The sequence below is a fragment of the Photobacterium satsumensis genome (genome assembly GCF_050336935.1).
GTDB lineage: Bacteria > Pseudomonadota > Gammaproteobacteria > Enterobacterales > Vibrionaceae > Photobacterium > Photobacterium satsumensis.
Genome location: NZ_JAKJSK010000006.1, coordinates 1,671,243 through 1,688,384 on the forward strand (window position 1 = coordinate 1,671,243; position 17,142 = coordinate 1,688,384).

A 17,142-nucleotide genomic window follows, 5' to 3' on the forward strand; every position below is an offset into this window, starting at 1 on the left:
CAGCATACTGTCGTACGAATAAGCTCAAGCAGATATTGTGAACAAATAAAATATCAACCTAATAACATACGATCTTAATGATAATTTTGCGATTAATTGGTACCAAGATAACAGTTAGCAGAACAACATATCGCTAGTAGCACAATAATTCATAATAATGTGCCTGTTGCAACTTCAGTCATAACCTGCAGCGCTTATATCAGCCACACTATTATTACTCGCCCTCAGGGTTACGCTGAGGCCACCGACATAACAGATTAAGTGACATGAAGAAAACCTTCTCTGACCTACTTGATTGTGCCATCTCTGACAATACATCTTTTCAGCATATTTGGTTTGCGGGTGATTCCGTCACCCCACCGGAAGCCAGTTACCAAGTTAACTTCCCCCGCCTTGAATTGGTTTTCAAAGGCAAATACCAAAACCACTTTGAAAGCCACCAGCAGCAAATTGACGATGTCTCTTTGCGGGTTGGTGACGCACTGTTTATTCCCGCCAACGCCTGGAATAAACCCAATTGGGATCATGAGTGTTCGGTACTAAGTCTACTTTTTGGCAAGAGTCAGCTAGGACTAAGCTTGGTCAGTAAGCATGATAATGAAGACGGCTTTTATGATGTAGTGAAGTACAGCGTCCCGCAGCGAACCGGCCATGCTATTGATCATATATTGACTGCACTTTCGGCCCTCGCGCATGAACAAAAGAAACAACCTGCCGATAAATATTTATTACTTGCACTGCTAAGCTACTGCAAAGACATGGTTGATAAGCCAACTGAAGATACGAATAGCCGAAGAGAAGATCTCTTCAAGGGCATTTGTATTTATGTACAAGAGAATTTTCACCGCAACATAAACCGAAATACCGTCGCTGCACGTTTCAATATTTCGCCTAATCACTTGTCACGGCTATTCCGGCAGGAGGGCCATATGCGTTTTGCGGATTACATTGCATGGGTCAGGTTGGAACGCGCAAAGTTCATGCTCAAACGCTACAATTTCCGACTAGAAGAAGTCGCTACGCGTTGCGGCTACCTCGACTCGAATTACTTTTGCCGCGTTTTCAAACGCAAAACAGGTAAAACCCCGACGGAATACCGCAGCTACTAGCTTACCCGGTACCTAAAAGACGGCCTATTCATTCATGAAAGGCTGCTCTGTCACAACCCAGTTTTGGATAGAATCCCGGTAGTCAGAAACGTAGCGAAAGTAGATATGATCTATTGCCATTAGAATGGGCATTTGACCAGAAATCATTCCTGTCGATTCTTCACCATTCAGCGACGCTGTCAATATCGATGCATCCGCGAGCGGCAACAGCTTTGACTTCTCATTAGCAGTCACACAGAGCACTTTGATCCCTCGCGCTTTCATCTCTTGTGAATAGCGGATCATCCGATCATTTTGCCCTTTGAGCGTCAGCAGGATCACCAAAGCGCCAGGAGTGAGGATCGAGCTCACCATTTGCATCGAGTCGCTATCTTGCACCACTTCAACAAATTTACCTAAGCGGGTAAAACGAAACTTTAAGTCCGCGCCCGCGAGTGCACTGTACCCAGAGCCAAACACATGGATCACATCATGGTCATGAATTGCCTTACTAAACTGGGCAACCTGCTCTGCATTCAGGCGTTTATCAAACGCTTTTAACACATCGACATAATCATGATGCAAGCTGCTCGGCTCAACATGCTGTGGCTGCTCCTGCTCAAGCTGCTGTTGGTAGAGAAACAAAAATTCCTTGAAGTTATTCAGACCGACTTTTTTACAAAACCGCGTAATCGACGCTGTTGAGACCCCAATCTCTTCTGCCAACTCTTCGATGTTTTTCACCGGCTTACGAGCTAAAAAATAGTCGGCAATTTTATTGTCAGTACTGGTGAATTTAATTCGGGCATACTCAAAAAGCAGTTGGAAATCTTTGTTCATCTTCTCTTCCATGCAATACAGCTTTGATGGTTCAACAAAGCACTACCAGCAATTTATAACGAAAAGAATTTCATAACAACAGCACCAAACACATGTTATTGCAAAATAAGTGAAAAGATTTACAGGCGGGGTGGGAAGCACATTAGTTGGACAGAAAATGTGCTTCCCGGGGGATTCTGTTCAGCCTCAAAGCCAAACGGTGAGGTGATGATTAGAAGTAGTATTCAACCCCTAGTCGTGCTTCGGTGATATCAGACTCATCAATTTCCATCGCCTTCAAACGAAGGTAAATTAACGCGTTGTTATCAATGAAGTAGATCGTCTGGCCGGAAATAACATTGTCCGCAGTACCATCCACTTTCTTGCTATCAATTTCCAAATCGCTGTTAGCGGCATAGCCTATCTTAAACTGCCAGTAACCTACGTTGTACAAAGCCCCGACTGAATAGGATGTCTGATCTTGTTTGCCGCCTATCAAGTTTTCTATCGTTCCTGATCCCGCGCCAGCGTTATCATAGTTTGAGTATTCAGCCGACATCACTTTGTAGGCACCAAAAAGGCCAATACCGTTATCAAAGTTCAGCTCAAAACCTGTCAAGTAGGTCATATAATCCGAAGTAGCAGACAGTGTCGAGTCACTGCCCGTATCTTCAATCTCAACCACCCGGCCCGTGCCATATTCATACCCAGCATGCAGCAGAAGTGGACCGGTAAGATAGTGGGCTGCCGCGCCATAAAAATTGCTGTCTGAATCTTCTGGGTTATTGCCTCGGCCCGCAGCCAAGGTCATGGTAAATCCAGACCAGTTCGGGCTGTCCCAGCTGATCTGATCCGATTGGCGGCTATAGTTAGCCCCACCATCAATATCCGATCCCCAGTCAAACACATTTCCGAGCCCGGGGTTAGAGTAAGGCCAGTCAATAATACGGTAGAGCGGAGTATCAAACCGGCCGAATTTGATCAGTCCCCAGCTATCATCTTGAAAACCACCGTACGTATCACGCAAACCTAGCTGACCATCCCCTTCGTTGTCACTCCAACCAACGTTATTCCCTTCGATTTGCCAAACTAACGTTGGGGCACGCGCCATATCTTTCGTACCACGAAAGCCAATACGCGATTCATTTTCAATGCGGTTCACCGTATCTTTACCGTCTTCGACAAAACTATAAGCTGAAATAGCCACCTGGCCATATAGCTCAATAGCAGCATTTTCATCATTTGCATATGTTGAAAAAGAAGCCATAACCGCTATTGCAGAAATGGCAATATGCTGTTTACTAAACATGTTCATTCCTTTATTTTGTTTTTCGTTAAATAGAAATCAAATACAATTCATGCCTGTTGTAGTCATTGTTTATCGGCATTTAATCGCTAAATACTAAATATCGAACTATACATAGCGGCCAATCGATACCTAGTATGAGCTTTTATTCCATTTGGATATTTTTTCAGGAGAAATATACAAATTTAGAATCATTCTTAATACATGACATTCCTATCAAATACAGCACAAATGAACAGCCAATTTAAAAACATGATCTAATCCATACTTTTAGGAATTATAATTAAGTGGATATACAGGAAGGTAATGATAAGGGTAATTCACAAAAATATAGTTATGCTACATATGTCTAGTATTTAATATATATATCCTCTCCCCAGTCTTTTTCATGATAAATATAATGATAGCTATATTTACTCAAAATCATGTCAGGAGTTCATGGTGTCAACATTATTACTCGACGGTGAATGGCAACTCTCATCACCACAGCACCCTCATATCAATATCGCCTGTGCATTGCCGGGGGATATACATTCAGCACTGATCACGGCACAGCAACTTCCTCCTCCCTACCTTGGTTGCAATGAAAATGACGTGCAATGGGTAGGAGAGAGTGACTGGGTACTTCGCCGCACGCTTTACCTTGATAGCTCAACGTTAGACGCTCAGGCTGTCGACCTCTGTTTAGAGTTTGTCGATACCATGGCAGACATATCCATCAATGATCACCCCGTCCTGCAATGCAGCAATATGTTCCGCCGCTATCGAGTGGACGTTTTGCCGTATCTTGTTGACGGTGAAAACCATATCGAAATCAAGTTAAACCGTAATGATTTAGAAGCCAGCAAGCGCGCTGAGAAACTGCCCTTCCCGGTACCATGGGCGGTTGGTAACAACAAAGTTCCGCATATGAATACCCTGCGCAAAACCCAGTGCCACGCTGGGTGGGATTGGGGGATCTGCCTATTAGCGAGTGGCATCTACAAATCGATTATTTTGCTACCGGTCCATCAAACCCGCTTAATCCAGGTACGCACCAACCAACACTGGCACCAGGATGGCAGCTGTGACCTCAACATTTCGGTTGATTACGATATAACGTCGTTGTCGGATAAGCCGCAGCAGCTCGTTATCAACTTCGATCAGCAAGAGCACCTGATTCAACTGCCAGCCGATATATTGGGTCCACAGCAGGCTTGTTATACGATCACCCTTACTAAGCCGCAGCGTTGGTGGCCGGCGGGCTACGGCGAGCAAACGCTATACCCGCTCAGGGTTCAGCTCAACAACCATGCCATCAGCAAAAGAATCGGGTTGCGAGAACTCGAACTTGATACAACGAAAGACAGCATAGGCAGTGCCATGACCTTCAAGGTCAACGGTAAAGCCATCATGGCAAAAGGGGCGAACTGGATCCCGCTGGATGCTTTGCCCTCAGCCCAGACCCCACAGCGTTACCGGCAGCTACTGGAAGATGCAACGGCGGCGAATATGAACATGATCCGTGTATGGGGCGGCGGCATGTACGAGCACGATATCTTTTATGATCTGTGCGACGAATTGGGCCTGCTGGTTTGGCAAGATCTGATGTTCGCCTGTGCCCTTTACCCGTCAACCCCTGAGTTTTTAAATGATGTCGAGGCCGAGGTACGCGATCAGGTACACCGTCTTGCCGACCACCCATCACTCGCCTTATGGTGCGGCGACAATGAAGTTATCGGGGCTATTGGCTGGTATCCCGAGTCGAAAGCCAACCGTGAGAAATATGTCGTCAACTACGACCGCTTAAACCGGGTTCTGGCCAATGTGGTCACTGCCGAAGATCCAACGCGACGCTTCTGGGCAAGCTCCCCGTGTAACGGCGAACTCGACTTTGGTGATGCTTGGCACGACGACAATTGCGGCGACATGCATTTTTGGGATGTTTGGCACTCGGGCAAGTCTTTCGATGCCTACCACAGCGTAAAACCACGATTCTGCTCGGAGTTTGGCTTCCAGTCCTGGCCATCATTACCCACTGTCAAAACCTACGCCGACGAAAGTGACTGGAATGTGACTTCCCCCACTTTCGAGCAGCATCAGAAGAATGGCCGCGGTAACAGTATTATTACTGAGATGTTCACCCGCTACTTCCGCTTCCCGAACAGTTTTGACAACATGCTCTACCTTAGCCAAGTCCAACAGGCACTGGCCATTAAAACAGCCAGTGAATATTGGCGAGCCCACAAGGCACATTGCCGCGGCATCCTGTACTGGCAGCTTAATGACTGCTGGCCGGTAAGTTCATGGTCAAGCATTGAATACACGGGCCGCTGGAAGCAACTTCACTACCACGCTAAGCGCTTCTTTGCCCCACAGCTCGCCACCTTTATCAAAGACGCTGATGATCTAGGACTTCATCTGGTCAATGACCAGCATCACAGCTGTACGTTAGAAGGACATGTTCGCCAGATACAATGGAATGGTGAGGTATTAGCCCAGTGGCCTATCAGCACAACGCTTGAAGCAGATGAAGCGAGCTGCGTCTGGCAATATCCAAGCAGTAAAACAAATGCGGCTGAAGAAAAACCACTTGAAAGTAAAGATTCGTTCTTCCATGTACAGCTACACTGCGGTGATACCCTTGTCGAAAATAGCTATTACCCAGCCTTGTTTAAGCATGCCAACCTCCAGCCAACGGCTGTCAGGTGGCAGGTAAAAACGGATAGCAAGGGGATTTACGTCGAGCTAGACAGCCACACCCCCGCTTTATTTGTTCACCTCGAATTCGATGGCCCAGGCCGCTTTGGTGATTCCAGCTTTACTTTGCTCCCTTCAGCGATTACCGGCGCCCCTAAACAAGTTCGTTACCAAGGTACCGTGTCCGCTTATGAGCTAGCAGAAAAGCTACGCATATATCATTTACGCAATACTTATTAAATTTTACCCTGACCTTTGCTAATAAAAACCCCAGCTTAATAGCTGGGGTTTTTTATTACCTTTCTCTAGATTTTATTCATACACAATGACTTCATATAAAATTTAAAAATAGCGCACTGATAAAGGTGAAACAATAATAAACACAAGAACTCAACATTCAATTTCTGAACTGAATTCGTCATCACAAAAAAATATGGGTTGAGCGGTGTAAAACAAAAAAGCCGGCATTGAATGCCGGCAAAAGGTGGTTAACAACGTGAAACTCTATTTATGTGCAGATAGTATCCAAACCATTTTTACTTATAACGAATAATGAAGCTCCGTATTTGTTTAGGCTTAAATTCGCCGAGCTCAACCATACCGTTAATTTCACATTCAATGGATATTTCTCTTTCCATCAAATCAACTTCAACGACATTCGAGAACGCGATGGGTAACGTAAGCATGCCTGATGCCTTAATACACTCAGAGCTTGGATTATAAAGCCTTACCAACACACCGGTATTGTCTTCTGACGGTTTAATCGCACTACACACCAAACTATCGGAATGCAAATCAATACCTTGTTGATAGTCAGCGACCGTATTATCCAGCGGGTGCATCACAAAGTATTTAAGGGTGTTAGTGAACTGGTTAAGGGACTGATTCTGATACACCAAAGGCTCAACAGCATAGTGTTGCCAAGCCTGTTGGAGCCCAGCGGGCTCAAAGTACGGTTCAACCAGCATCGCACACTCAACCTTCAGCCTCCCTTGTAACTGACTATCGGGTGTTGGGATATATTTGAATTGCTGCCCAGAGGCAATTCCCGGGCGGCGTTGTAAGTCAGGCTTCCCTAGCCAGCCCACCGAACGGAACATGGTTAATGCCAGTTGGTTGTCCGCCCGAACCTCATACTCCTTCACCCCTTTCGCCATCAGTGTCATGCTGGTTGTTGCATCATGCAAGTTCGCGTAATGAAGCATCGGATAAATCGGGCTCGGCTCTTCCTTCCAGCCAGCTTGGCGCCAATCACCAAGGTGCTTGTGCTGATTGACGCGCTCGACAATACCAAACGGGGTATCTGCCCACGATGTCTGAGTCTCAAATGGCGTTGTCACTACCAGTTGCAAACGGTGATCTTCAACTTGATTATCAAACTCTGCATCAATCACAATTGGCGAACGATTAAACCCTGGCGAACCGCCATCAGTCGCCGTGTCCAACTGCAATGCGATACGGTAGCCCAATTGCCCTGAGCACTTTTTGTTCACACGTTCTGCCAAGTTTTTCGGCAAGTGCCATATCCCTTCAACCACAAGGGACTGACCACATTGCCCCTTGTTAACGGTAAAGGTCGCTTCCTGCCAATCCAGTGTTACCAGCCAATCCTGCTCGGGTGGAGAGTAATCATAGGTATCACCATCATCCCCCATATCCAACAGCGATAGGCAGTTGTTCCACCATTGCTGCTGTTGCTTATCAAACAAATGGAACTGGCCTTGCCTGTATTCAAGCCGATAGTGCTCATTCTCTATGTGCGCTTCAGATACACCGGTATGACTAATTAGACGGGTTTGAGTATTGAGTGACGAAGACTGTTCAGTTTCGACAACTTGTACACTCGCAAAGCCAGAAGCAGGTAAAAGATAGGCAAACGCGATTTCAGTCTGGTAGTAATACTGGCTGGGATCATTTACCTTGCTGTCGCGCTGGATCGAGCCGCGGTAAGCATGCTCGGTATTGAGCACATCATATGCGATGACATTTCCCTGGAGATCACACAGGGTAAAGTGTGGCTTCACGGTCGATACCGTCGTTTTGATCAACGACTCACGCGCGTACGGCAAGGTATTGAACAGGGTTAAACGCCCATCGATACCTCCCTGCTCAGCGGTAGGTTGTGACTCCGCCAGTTTTCGTACCAAGTAATCCACCGCCGAGCCTGACATCTGATCCGCCTGCTCATAGCGGGCCAAGATGATTTTGTTGGTTTTATCAGTATTACACCCACCCGCACTGTCGTGGGCATGGTTGCGCAAAATGGTTTTCCATATATTGGCCACCATTGCCGGTTTCGCCTCGATGCCCCATGACTGGGCCATAACCATTAATGGCTCCAGTTGATAGCACAGGCGGCGTTCAACCCGGTCATTGAGGTATTTATGATCATAACGTGACGAATAGATAGAACGGTGGATCTTCGAGACTTGGCCATCAATGAACTCACCGCTAAGCGTCGGCAGAGACAATTTCTCATCAGCTATGGCCTTAAACAAGCGGTCGTAACTACTCTCGACCAAGGTATAGTCAGCACAGTTTTGGTTATTCACCGCTAACCGCGCTTTGATATTCCGGTCGACATAGCGCTGATCCCCCCCGAGCGGAATCGCAATATGGTGTCCTAGGACACCGTCCTCCGCTTGATGGCAAAGAGGGGTTGGATCATCGTTATCGATTAGATATGAGCCAACGAAATAACCGTTCTTGATGTTGTACCCAAGAACTTCGCTACCGTCTTCAGATTGCCAGTTGAACTCGCGACTGGTGCATATATCGGTCGATAGCCCACGCCAAAACACCGTTTTGTCGATCCCAACCCCCTGATAGATTTTGGGCATATCAATACTCTGCCCAAACGCATCAGGTACATAACCAATGTTCATCACCGAGCCGAACTGCTCGCCAAGACGGATCCCCGTCATTAAATTTCGAACGATGGATTCGCCTGAAATAATCAACTGATCGGTCTGGGTATACCAAGGGCCAATGAGCAGTTTTCCCTGCTGAACCAAGCGTGTTAAGCGCACTTTCTGCTCAGGGCACTGCTCAAGGTAGTCCTCGATAATACTGAGCTGGCCATCAAGCAGGTAAGTGTCATTTTCTCCAGACTCCAGCCCCGACATCACTTCTTCCATATGGTAAACCAGTTGGATCAGTGACTCATGTGTCGAAAAATACCACTCGAAATCCCAATGCGTATGTGGGATCACATGAAATGTTTTTTGCATTTTTACTTCTCTCTTCATGCGCTATCAAGCAATCGCAGTGGCAATCGCCTCTTCGACCTCAAGGCTGTCAGCCTGACTTAACGTATCGCGGAATGGCTGATGCATCATCTTGCGTGATAACTTCGTCAGCATATGGACACTCTCTTCATTACCACTGGCAGGAATACTCAGTGCCACTGCGGTTTTAACCGGTTGTTCATCCATGGTTTCCCATTCAATGGGATGGCTGAAGCGAACGACGAAAAGTCCAGCATGGGTTGCCGCGGTATTCTTACAATGCGGTATCGCGATTCCCCCGGTGAACCCAGTACTTGATGACTGTTCGCGGGCATTCAGACCAGATTCATAGGCTTTAGCATCCGAAACGTATCCCAGTGCCATTGCTTGCTTGGCGATAAATGCAAACGCCTGCTCTTTGGTGGTTGATTCACTATCAAACAGGACATGCTGAGGGTGAAAAACAGGTTTTGTTTCTGCGCTAGCTAAGCGGTTAGCCGCTTGAGTGGTTAGGCTGTCAGCCGATACGGGTTGCGTATCTGGTTTTGAGGCTGGGGAAGGGGTTTCAACACCTATCGGTTTGCGCCACAGGCCAATGATCAGAGCGGTCAGAGTGATACCCGCAAATGTACAGAGGATCCAAGTAACAAACGGGATTGGCTGTTCAATATAGCCAACAAAGGTACCTAACGGCGAGCCAATTCCCCCGTAGAATTTAACATCGAAGAATCCGACTAAGCCACCCGCCAAGGCAGAGCCTGCAACACTGGCGGTGATCATCTGGACAGGGTGCGCTGCGGCAAACGGAATGGCCCCTTCAGTGACCCCGACAATCCCCATACCAAAGGCTGAGTTAGCCGCTATTTTTTCCGTCGGGCTAAACTTGTTCTTAAATAACTGGGAAGCGACGAAGATCCCCAATGGCGCGACCGAAATCGCCGCTTGCGCAGCCGTACCCGGTACAAAGTTTGCCCCTTCAATGCCGTATTTAGCCACGGTATCGGTAAACACCGCCGTACCAAAAATCAACGCGGTTTTATTGACCGGGCCACCAAAGTCAAAGCCTATCATTGCACCGATAATGGCACCGATAATAAAGGTCGAGGCCGAATAATTGGTGGTTAACCATGTCAGCCAATCGTACATCGCGCCCATGCCAGAGGCGATCGGGCCACCAATCATGTACTTAACTACAATTGTGATAAAGAATGTGGCAATCAGCGGCAAGATCATGATCGGCACCAATGGCTGAAGCAGCTTAGGCCAGCGGATCATTTTCAAGTAACGCACGAAGTAACCAACGATGAATGCCACAAGGATGGCCGAAAGGAAACCACCACCTGTTTCTGTCCCCAGGAAACCGGCATCATTGGCGATATAAGCGCCGATCATCGCCGGGGCAATCGCAGGGCGAGAAGCAATGGAGTTAGCAACAAACCCAGCAAAGAGCGGGATCATCAGGGTAAAGCCAACCTTACCCACCAAGAACAGGTGGTACATCAAGTCACCCAACGGATCTGACTGATCAAATCCCCAAGCGACCATACGGCCAAGATCATCTTTTTGGAAAGCAAAAATATTGGCAATTGCCAATAATAGACCCGCGGAGATAACCATAGGTACCATGTACGATATCCCGCTCATGATATGCTGGATAAAACCATTTTCATTGGTTTTACCCAAGGTTATGTTACCGACTTCAGTCCCTTTGGCACCGAAAACTACCGCTTCCTTTAACGCGACATCCACCAAGGCTTTAGCATCTTTAATCGCCACCTTCGGACGGGTTTTGTAAATCCGCTTGCCGGCAAAGCGGGCAAGTTCAATCTCGATGTCTGAAGCAATAATAACCACATCCGCTGCGGCAATATCTTGCTCAGATAATATATTCTCAGCGCCAATCGAGCCCTGTGTTTCGACTTTCACCTTAAGACCATGTTCTTGCTCTAAGGCTTCAAGCGCTCTTGCTGCCATATAGGTATGTGCAATACCTGCAGCACAAGCAGTAATTGCAACTATGGTGTGACTCATTAAGTGGCACTCCTGTCAATTTTTAGTCCGTCCAACTGCTGCCTATTGTGTTAATTTTTTCAGATTACTTTTGAGATCAACCACACAAAACAACAAAAACTGAAAATATTTTCACTAAAATTAGAGCTGTTAGACAGATAGCCAGTAGGTAAACAGGTAGTTTATTAATAAGGCGGTGCACTCAGAGCCAGAAAAATAACGTCGCTAGGTTTAGTGACTGATGAAAATATTTTCACTCGCTCCCGGTAGCACTTTCATTTCCCATCACAGCAGAACCGAATAGCGGATAAGTCTCATGAGCCAGGCAGAACAGCACCCTGATAGTAAAGACCCAATCATTCATCAGCTCACCAAGTTGGTCGATAACACCTTGGCTATCAGGAAAGTCTATGTGGCCGCGGAAAACCTTTCAGCCCCAGCGCTTGCTTGGCAAATAGATATTCCACGCATCGATATTGTACTTTCAGGCACTATTGTGACCCACTACTCCGTTGACAGCAGCCACCATATACAACAAAACCTTGAAGCTGGCGATGTGGTGTACTTTCCCGCAAAAGCCTGGAGCCAGCCCATGTGGCAGGAGGAGGTCACCATCCTCAGCCTGATGATCAGCCCGCATAAAGTGGGGTTCAGCCTGCAGAAATGGAATGGCGAGGGCTTTACAGAGGTAGCCAAACGCCCAACGATCCGGCATCAGTTAAAAATCGGTAACGGCTTGCTGCAAGCCCTTGAAGAGTTGGGATATGACAGTGCCGATCACCACACAATCAGCTTGGTCATTCGCTCTCTCCTTAGCCATATCATGGTAATGAGCAAGGTGCCTGATAGCCTGCCATCAAGGCAAGAAGAGCTGTTTCAGAAAATTACCGGTTATATCGACCAACATTTTGACCAGCAGTTGAATCGCGAGATGATTGCCGAGCAGTTCTACATTTCCGTCAATTACCTTTCCCATATCTTCCAGCAACAGGGTAAAACCAGCTTCAAGGACTACCTTTGCCACCGCCGGCTCGACAAGGCCCAAACACTGCTTGCCAAGGACCAATGCCGGATAAAGCAGGTATCTGAGCAATGCGGCTTTACCGACAGCAACTATTTTTGCCGCCTGTTCAAGCAAAAGCTGGGCATGACTCCTTCACAGTTTCGAGCTGGGTTAGCAACAGGCTCAGCCTAAGCTGAGCCTGTCTTATCCACTGATAATATTAACGATTTAGTTAAACGGTCCTTCAGCTGTCCAAGACGGCGGGAAGGCGTCAGGGGTCGAAGCCCAACTATAATTGGGTTCATTGCCCATCTCGAATACCAATTCACCCCCTTGGGTAATTTCGCCATGGCTGATCCATGAACGATCCAAACTGCTGCCGTTTAGCGTGGCGGATTGAATGTAGATATTCTGATCCGATACCTGCTCGGCTTTCACCGTAAAGGTCTTTCCGTTAGGTAAATTAAGTGACACTTCTGGGAAAAGCGGGCTACCTATCACATAACGCTGATCGGCAGGGTTGACTGGGTAGAACCCCATTGCGGTAAACACATACCAGCTCGACATCTGCCCGTAATCATCATTACCGCAGATCCCTTCTGGCTTATCGGTGTAGCACACATCCACCACTTCCTTGAGCCACTTTTGGGTTTTCCAAGGCTGGCCCACATAGTTGAACAGGTATGGTGCATGATGATCAGGTTCATTACCTTGCACATATTGCCCCACCATCCCCGTGCTGAAGATCGGCAGCTCCTGCTCTGGGTCGGGTGTTGTCTCAAACAGGTCATCCAATCGCTGGATAAAGGCTTCTTGGCCCATCTGGTCGACAAGTCCTGCAATATCATGCTGAACATGCCAGAAATACTGCCAGGCATTACTCTCTGCAAAACCGGCTTCATAACGCTCAGGATCAAAATCAGAAATGAAGTCGCCGTTCTCCAACCTCGGGACAAACCAATCACGGCTGGTATCGTACTGGTTCTTCCAGTTTTTAGCCTGCCTGATAAAGTGCTGGAAATCTGATTCTTTGCCCAGTGACTGCGCCATTTGCGCGATAGCCCAGTCATCATAAGAATATTCCAGCGCGCGTGACGCCGCCCAGCCATCACCGCCTTCTTCTTCGCTATATGGCACGTAGCCCTTTTCACGATAGGCAACGATTTCAGAGCGATCTGATGCGGCGGATGCCTTCATAGCTTCCAGCGCCAGCTTAGGATCAAAGCCTTCGATCCCTTTTAGCCATGCATCGGCAATCACAGGCACAGCATGGTAGCCCAGCATCATGTTGGTCTCGTTGCCTTTCATTGACCACACCGGTAACAAACCGGTTTCCTCATAGTGAGCCAGCATGGAATTGACCATATCACTTACCCTGTCAGGCTCAACCAACGTCTGGAATGGGTGGGTTGCTCGGTAGGTATCCCACAGAGAAAAGGTATCGTAGCGATCAAAACCATAAGCACGCTGGATTTGGTGATCGGCACCTTTGTAGCGCCCGTCAACATCGGAGTGCAGCGTTGGGCCAAGGTAAGAGTGGTATATCGCGGTGTAGAAGATCCGCTTTTTGGTTTCATCATCACCGTTGACCTCGATCTTTTCCAGTTCACGCTGCCATGAATCACGTGCGGCTTGGCGGGTGCCATCAAAATCCCAGTCTTTAAGCTCTGCATCGAGGTTTTTATATGCCCCGGCAACATCCACCGAGGACAGGGCCACTTTCACCAATACTTCCGTTTCGTCGGCGCTGGTATCAAAGCTGAAGTATCCCCGGGTTTTGGTGCTTTGTACTTCGTTCCCACCAACAACCAGGCCTGTTTCATCATCTTTAAGCTCAAAGCCGATCATGGGTTTCGAGAATTTAATCACGAAGTGCTCGCGCTGATCGGCCGCCCACCCTGTCGAATAGCGATAGCCTTCGAGCGTTGTCTCATCAACCACCTTGATCACGGTATCTGTCGGTGAGTCCCAATTCAGGGCATACCCCAAGTTCACGACAACCTTGGAGTCAGCATCTTTAGGAAAGGTATAGCGATGAAAGCCAACCCGGTTGGTGGTCGTCAGTTCGGCTTCAATCCCATAATCATCCAGCATCACTTTATAGAAACCGGCCTCTGCCGTTTCGTTATCATGGCTAAAGTGCGATGCTTCACTGCTGCCCCGCATTTCATCCGAGCGGCTGTTAAATGGCATCAACAAAATATCGTTGAGATCGCCCGCCCCCGTACCGGACAACTGGGTATGACTAAAGCCCACCAGCCGATCATCATGATAATGGTAGCCGCTAATGTAGTCCCAACCACCGGTCCCATTATTCGGGCTAAGCTGCACCATGCCGTGTGGTACTGTCGCACCGGGATAGGTATTGGCCAAGCCACCGGTGCCTATCATGGGATCAACATACTTCACCAAGTCAGCTTTCGGGAGTTCTTTTCCATCATCAGTATTGTTATCTGAGTTGCACCCCACCAAGCCAATTGAAACCCCAATCGCCAAGGCAAGTAATGAGCGTTTAAACATATATCCTCCAATCAATTAATATCATTAAAATTGCATACCGTGAGTATTGGCTCATGCGTCCGGCTTCTGGTTGGTCATGACGAAGTGCAGCTCGCCACCGGCGTATATTTCGTTGTGGTTAAAGGTGTTGTTGCTATCGAGTTTCTTGCCGTTGATGGTGACCGACTCAACGTAGATATTGTCGGGGCTGTTATTCTCAGCGGTAATCGTAAACAGGCCACCGTCAACAGCCACTGTCATTTCATCGAATAACGGACGGCCGATGGTATAGACCGGTTCGGCAGGGGAGACTTGATAGAAGCCCATCGCGCTCATGATGTACCACGCCGACATCTGGCCGACATCTTCGTTGCCTATCAGGCCTTCAGGGGTGGGTAGGTAGAAGGTATCCATCACCTCATCGATATATTCCTGTACCTTCCATGGCTCTGAGGTGTAGTTATAGAGGTAAATCACATGGTGATCGGGTTCATTGCCATGGACATACTGGCCGATATAACCGGTCATATCTCCCTGGCTGGTGTCGGCATCTGAATCGGCATTGAACAATGCATTGAGGTTAGCCAGGAAAGCCTGCTCTCCGCCCATGACCTCTTTCAACCCATCAATGTCATGCGGAGCAAACCAGGTCCACTGCCATGTGTTACCTTCGGTAAAGTCCTGCCCACGGTGTTCGGCTTTGTATGGCCAGAAATAATCCAGCGGCGCACCTTCACAGTCATCGCCTTCGCATGACGACATATTGTTAACCCAAGAACCATCGAGGTTCTTCGGTCGCATAAACCCTGTTGCGCCATATTGGCCATATTCACTCGGGTTATAATCGAAGTAGTTCTTGTAGGCTTTGGCACGGTCGAGGTAGCGGGTTTCTTGCTGCTTGTCCCCCGCAAGGCGGGCGATTTGAGCAATACACCAGTCGTAATAGGCGTTCTCAAGCCCGTAAGACACCGACTCAGTCACTATGGTGTCGTAGATATCAGATGGGTTGTTTTTGATATCGGCTGGCACATAGCCAAGCTCTTCCTGATATTCACCATGGCGGGTCATGACAATCCAGCGTTTATCCCCGTTCCATGCATCCTGATACGGGATCCAGTCACCCGTTATACTCATATCGAAGTTAGCACTGACTTCAGCCGCAGCCATTGCCAGCTCATAATCTTGCTGAGTAAAGGCTTCTGGGTATTTCACCATGGTATCGGCAATCACCGAAACCGCTGGGTAGCCGACCATCTCACCGGTATAGTCAGAATGCAGCTCCCACTTCGGCAATACCCCGCCGGTTTTGAATTTATTCAGCAGATCGTGAACATACTCGACGGAACGCTCTTTATCGATAATGGTTTTAAGCGGATGGGCCGCCCGGAATGTATCCCACATCGAATAGACTGAATAGTTGGTGAAGCCTGCTTCGGCCTGGTAAGCTTTTCCATCCATGCCACGGTATTGACCGTCGCTATCCTGATACACGAAGGGAGCAAAGTAGGTATGGTACAGCGCAGTGTAGAAAATGGTTTTCTCCGCTTCTGTCCCGCCTTTCAACTGGAATTTTTCCAGCACCTCATGCCAAGCGACCGCCGCTTTATCTCGCACCTCATCAAATTCGAAGCCGGTAGTCTCCGCTGCAATGTTGGCTTTGGCGCTATCCATACTCAGGGGTGAAATCGCTATCTTCACCTGAAGCACGTCACTACCCTGACCAAAATTAAGGTGGGTGATCACATCACGGCTACCGGTAATTTCTGTCGCTTCGGTCTGTACTCCTTCGTTCAGCACCAGATATGACTCGAAAGGCTCCGAGAATTCTGCATAGAAATACACCGTCTGATACTGTGCCCACTCGTTACTTACCCGCATACCTGCAATCGCATTGTCACCGACAATTTTGAAGCTGATTTCGCGGCTATGGTTACCCCACTCCCCTAGCAGTTCATGGCCTAAATCAACCTTGACCTTGCGATCTTTATCGGAGGGAAATTGATAGCGGTGGAAAGCCACCCGCTTGGTTGCGGTGAGTTCGGTTTGAATGTGGTTTTCGATCAAATCGGCCGAGTAATACCCCGGCGTCGATACTTCGGTGGCTTTATCGATAGTCGCTACCCCGGCGTTAAATCCGGTATACGGCATGAAGGCGAAATCATTCAGATCCCCTTTCCCCGCCCCTGAAATATGGGTGGTACTAAAGCCAGAGATCCTATTGTTGGAGTAGTGATAATCCGTTGGCGTATTGTCGTCTTTGGCACCATCAGGGCTTGGCTGGATCATGCCTTCCGGTACGACAGCCCCGGGGATCACATTCCCCAACCCATCAGTACCAATAAACGGGTCAACATATTGCAGTAAAGTCAGTGAGTCATCAGGCTGTGTTTTACTGTCACTGCTGCTGGAATTACATCCCACCAGCCCAAGCGATAGAATAATAGCAGTCGCAATCAGCGTACGTTGAAACATGTTACCTCCATGAACATTTTCTTCAGATACAGCGATCCC

The 17,142-nt window shown here is 48.0% G+C and carries 9 protein-coding genes; 3 read left to right on the forward strand and 6 right to left on the reverse strand.

Features of this window, described 5'->3' with window-relative positions; translation table 11 throughout:
- Positions 1–266: 266 nt before the first annotated feature.
- A complete protein-coding gene (locus tag L4D79_RS07715) occupies positions 267–1,109 on the forward strand; it encodes a helix-turn-helix transcriptional regulator (protein WP_428649561.1) in 843 nt (280 codons plus the stop codon).
- Positions 1,110–1,133: 24 nt separating this feature from the next.
- On the opposite strand, the gene L4D79_RS07720 is transcribed toward L4D79_RS07715, so the two are convergent.
- On the reverse strand, positions 1,134–1,928 hold the full coding sequence (locus tag L4D79_RS07720; RefSeq protein WP_428649564.1) for a MurR/RpiR family transcriptional regulator: 795 nt from the start codon (positions 1,926–1,928) through the stop codon (positions 1,134–1,136).
- Positions 1,929–2,139: 211 nt separating this feature from the next.
- Positions 2,140–3,216 (reverse strand): porin, encoded by a 1,077-nt coding sequence (locus tag L4D79_RS07725; RefSeq protein ID WP_428649567.1) that lies wholly within the window; start codon positions 3,214–3,216, stop codon positions 2,140–2,142.
- Between the two features lie 438 nt (positions 3,217–3,654).
- Between L4D79_RS07725 and L4D79_RS07730 the strand changes: the two genes are divergently transcribed.
- The gene (locus tag L4D79_RS07730) at positions 3,655–6,132 is read left to right on the forward strand and encodes a beta-mannosidase (protein ID WP_428649570.1); all 2,478 of its coding nucleotides are present in this window, start codon (positions 3,655–3,657) and stop codon (positions 6,130–6,132) included.
- A gap of 296 nt (positions 6,133–6,428) precedes the next feature.
- Here L4D79_RS07730 and L4D79_RS07735 read toward each other — a convergent pair whose 3' ends face one another.
- Entirely contained in the window at positions 6,429–9,122 is a 2,694-nt protein-coding gene (locus tag L4D79_RS07735) for a glycoside hydrolase family 38 N-terminal domain-containing protein (RefSeq protein WP_428649572.1), read from the reverse strand.
- A 24-nt stretch (positions 9,123–9,146) separates the two neighbouring features.
- On the reverse strand, positions 9,147–11,150 hold the full coding sequence (locus L4D79_RS07740; RefSeq protein ID WP_428649574.1) for a fructose-specific PTS transporter subunit EIIC: 2,004 nt from the start codon (positions 11,148–11,150) through the stop codon (positions 9,147–9,149).
- Positions 11,151–11,445: 295 nt separating this feature from the next.
- On the opposite strand from L4D79_RS07740, the gene L4D79_RS07745 reads away from it, so the two are divergent.
- Complete coding sequence (locus tag L4D79_RS07745; RefSeq protein WP_428649577.1) at positions 11,446–12,324, forward strand: helix-turn-helix domain-containing protein; 879 nt, start codon at positions 11,446–11,448, stop codon at positions 12,322–12,324.
- Positions 12,325–12,360: 36 nt separating this feature from the next.
- Here the strand turns inward: L4D79_RS07745 and L4D79_RS07750 are convergent, their stop codons facing one another.
- Both L4D79_RS07750 and L4D79_RS07755 read right to left on the reverse strand, forming a co-directional pair.
- The gene (locus tag L4D79_RS07750; protein ID WP_428649579.1) at positions 12,361–14,652 is read right to left on the reverse strand and encodes a GH92 family glycosyl hydrolase; all 2,292 of its coding nucleotides are present in this window, start codon (positions 14,650–14,652) and stop codon (positions 12,361–12,363) included.
- A 51-nt stretch (positions 14,653–14,703) separates the two neighbouring features.
- A complete protein-coding gene (locus L4D79_RS07755) occupies positions 14,704–17,103 on the reverse strand; it encodes a GH92 family glycosyl hydrolase (protein WP_428649581.1) in 2,400 nt (799 codons plus the stop codon).
- Between the last annotated feature and the right edge of the window lie 39 nt (positions 17,104–17,142).

Coding starts and splice junctions, on each gene's coding strand:
- L4D79_RS07720 (WP_428649564.1), bottom strand. CDS start 1,928: ATGAACAAAGATTTCCAACTGCTTTTTGAGTATGCCCGAATTAAATTC.
- L4D79_RS07735 (WP_428649572.1), bottom strand. CDS start 9,122: ATGCAAAAAACATTTCATGTGATCCCACATACGCATTGGGATTTCGAG.
- L4D79_RS07755 (WP_428649581.1), bottom strand. CDS start 17,103: ATGTTTCAACGTACGCTGATTGCGACTGCTATTATTCTATCGCTTGGG.
- L4D79_RS07740 (WP_428649574.1), bottom strand. CDS start 11,150: ATGAGTCACACCATAGTTGCAATTACTGCTTGTGCTGCAGGTATTGCA.
- L4D79_RS07715 (WP_428649561.1), top strand. CDS start 267: ATGAAGAAAACCTTCTCTGACCTACTTGATTGTGCCATCTCTGACAAT.
- L4D79_RS07745 (WP_428649577.1), top strand. CDS start 11,446: ATGAGCCAGGCAGAACAGCACCCTGATAGTAAAGACCCAATCATTCAT.
- L4D79_RS07750 (WP_428649579.1), bottom strand. CDS start 14,652: ATGTTTAAACGCTCATTACTTGCCTTGGCGATTGGGGTTTCAATTGGC.
- L4D79_RS07725 (WP_428649567.1), bottom strand. CDS start 3,216: ATGTTTAGTAAACAGCATATTGCCATTTCTGCAATAGCGGTTATGGCT.